This is a genomic window from Mesorhizobium sp. M7A.F.Ca.CA.002.05.1.1 (genome assembly GCF_003998335.1).
Taxonomy (GTDB): Bacteria; Pseudomonadota; Alphaproteobacteria; order Rhizobiales; family Rhizobiaceae; genus Mesorhizobium.
Genome location: NZ_RZQI01000854.1, coordinates 1 through 2,531 on the forward strand (window position 1 = coordinate 1; position 2,531 = coordinate 2,531).

Annotated in this window: 4 protein-coding genes; 1 reads left to right on the plus strand and 3 read right to left on the minus strand. The window is 61.0% G+C overall.

The annotated features are described in order from the left end of the window. Positions 1–382, minus strand: a 382-nt coding sequence (locus EN939_RS29515; RefSeq protein WP_206528371.1) for a PLP-dependent transferase, incomplete at its 3' end; no start/stop codon positions are given. A 125-nt stretch (positions 383–507) separates the two neighbouring features. Between EN939_RS29515 and EN939_RS29520 the strand changes: the two genes are divergently transcribed. After that, entirely contained in the window at positions 508–966 is a 459-nt protein-coding gene (locus EN939_RS29520) for an Lrp/AsnC family transcriptional regulator (protein WP_127271209.1), read from the plus strand. Between the two features lie 51 nt (positions 967–1,017). Here the strand turns inward: EN939_RS29520 and EN939_RS29525 are convergent, their stop codons facing one another. Both EN939_RS29525 and EN939_RS29530 read right to left on the minus strand, forming a co-directional pair. Further along, a complete protein-coding gene (locus EN939_RS29525) occupies positions 1,018–1,989 on the minus strand; it encodes an ABC transporter substrate-binding protein (RefSeq protein WP_013894623.1) in 972 nt (323 codons plus the stop codon). A gap of 40 nt (positions 1,990–2,029) precedes the next feature. Next, positions 2,030–2,531 (minus strand): ABC transporter permease (locus tag EN939_RS29530; protein ID WP_164751323.1); only part of this gene is annotated, 502 nt, incomplete at its 5' end.

The window sequence follows — 2,531 nt, forward strand, 5'->3', positions numbered from 1 at the left end:
AATGAAGGATGACGTCGCCCGGCCTGATATAGGCGAGCAGCGTGGTGGCGATCGCCGACATGCCGGATGAAAACAGGATGCAGGCATCCGCCCCCTCATAGATCGCCAGCCGGTCCTCGACGATCTCGCTGTTGGGATGGTTGAAGCGCGAATAGACCAGGCCCGACGCCGTGCCGCTCGGCGGCTCCTTGCGGCCGGAGGTGTAGTCGAAGAAGTCGCGTCCTTCTTCCGCCGACTTGAACACGAAGGTCGAGGTCAGGAACACCGGCGGCTTGACCGCGCCCTCCGAAAGTTGCGGATCGAAGCCATAGCTCAGCATCAGCGTCTCCGGGTGGAGCTTGTGGTTGCCGATATGGGTTTTCGACGGGCGTGGCGCGGTCATGAGCTTTCCTGCCTGTTCGAGTGACATAGTGAACGGCAATTTATGCGATCCCGTTCCGCCAGTCCTTGCTATTTTTGGGCTCTCATGGCTGCATTCCCGCAACAAATTGCCCGGAGAGACGGAAAGTGCAGCAGAAGATAGCCGATGATTTCGACCGCAGGATCCTGCGCGAACTGCAGGCCGACGCCCGCATCACCAACAATGAGCTTGCCGAGCGGATCGGCCTGTCGCCGTCGCCCTGCCTGAGACGGGTGCGGCGGTTGGAGGAGACCGGCGTCATCAGGGGCTACACCACCCTGGTCGATCCCTCAGCCTTCGGCTGGAGCATGGTCGCCATCGCCACCATCCGGCTCAGCCGCCAGAACGAGGACGAGATCGTCATGTTCGAGGACGCGATCCGCGGCTGGGACGAGGTGCTGGAATGCCACCTCGTCACCGGTTCGCGCGACTATGTGCTGAAAGTAGTGACGGGAAGCCTCGAACAATACGAGCGCTTCATCAAGGAAAAGATCGCGCGGCTGAAATGCGTCGCCTCGATCGAGACCAGCTTCGTCATGAACACCATAAAGGAACGGCGCCTCTAGCATTTCTGCCGGAGGCGCCGTGTTGAAATATCTAGACGTTACCGAATAGGCTTACTTGACCGCCTTGTCCGTGATGGCGGTGGTGTAGGCGCCGGTCGGCTCCTTGGTGATGATCTTCTGGTCGAGCAACGCCTTGGCGGTGCGCTCGTAGGTCGCCGGGTCGAGCTTGCCGTCGGCATTGTCGATCAGCTTGGCGACTTCGCTCATCATGCGCTTCTGGTGGTTCTCGTCCTGGCCGCCGCCGTCCATGACGATGCCAGCGGCTTCGTCATTGTTGTCGATGGCGTATTTCCAGCCCTTCATCGAGGCGCGCACGAAACGCACCATCTTGTCTTCGAAGGCCGGGTCCTTGAGCTTGTCTTCGGACGCATAGAGCCCGTCCTCAAGCAGGTCGTTGCCCATGGCCGAGTAGTTGAACACGGTCAGCTGTTCCGGCTTGTAGCCGGCGTCGATCAACTGCCAGTACTCGTTGTAGGTCATGACCGAGATGCAATCCGCCTGCTTCTGGATCAGCGGCTGCACGTCGAAGCTCTGCTTCAAGACGGTGACGCCGTCCGGGCCGCCGTCTGTCTTGAGGCCGAGCTTGTTCATCCAGGCGTAGAACGGATACTCGTTGCCGAAGAACCAGACGCCTAGTGTGTGACCCTTGAAGTCGGCTTCGGTCTTGATCGGGCCGTCCTTCGGGCAGACCAGCTCCATGCCTGCCTTCTTGAACGGCTGGGCGATGTTGACCAGCGGCACACCCTTTTCGCGGGCGGCCAGCGCACCGCCCATCCAGTCGACGATGACATCGGCGCCGCCGCCGGCGATCACCTGCTCGGGCGCGATATCGGGACCGCCCGGCTTGATGTCGACGTCGAGACCTTCGGCCTCATAGAAACCCTTTGCCTTGGCGACATAGTAGCCGGCAAACTGAGCCTGCGTGACCCATTTCAGCTGCAACGTCACCTTGTCGGCGGCCATTGCCTGGAACGCGGCGAGCGACATCGCGCCGGCCAGAACGGGAATAATCAGTCTTTTCATTTTTTTACCCTCTGAAGTTAGTGCCCTAAACCCACCGCCCCTATCCACCACGGACAGAGGGATGCCAAAACGTGACGGCTCTTTCGACAAGAGCGACCACGCCATAAAAGACCGAACCCGCAAGTGCTGCAACTGCGATTTCGGCCCAGACCATGTCGATGTTCATCCGCCCGACCTCGGTCGAGACGCGGAAGCCCATGCCGACGACGGGCGTGCCGAAGAACTCGGCGACGATGGCGCCGATCAGCGCCAGCGTCGAGTTGATCTTCAGCGCGTTGAAGATGAAGGGAGCAGCGGCCGGCAGCCTGAGCTTCAGCAGCGTCGGCCAGTAGCCCGACGCATAGGTGCGCATCAGGTCGCGCTCCATATGGCCGGAGGCGGCCAGACCGGCGACCGTGTTCACCAGCATCGGGAAGAAAGTCATGATGATGACAACAGCCGCCTTGGACTGCCAGTCGAAGCCGAACCACATCACCATGATCGGGGCGACGCCAATGATCGGCAGCGCCGAGACCATGCTGCCGATAGGCAAGAGGCCGCGC

Excerpts from the sequence above, each read along its gene's own strand:
- EN939_RS29525 (WP_013894623.1), bottom strand. The coding sequence starts at position 1,989 with ATGAAAAGACTGATTATTCCCGTTCTGGCCGGCGCGATGTCGCTCGCC.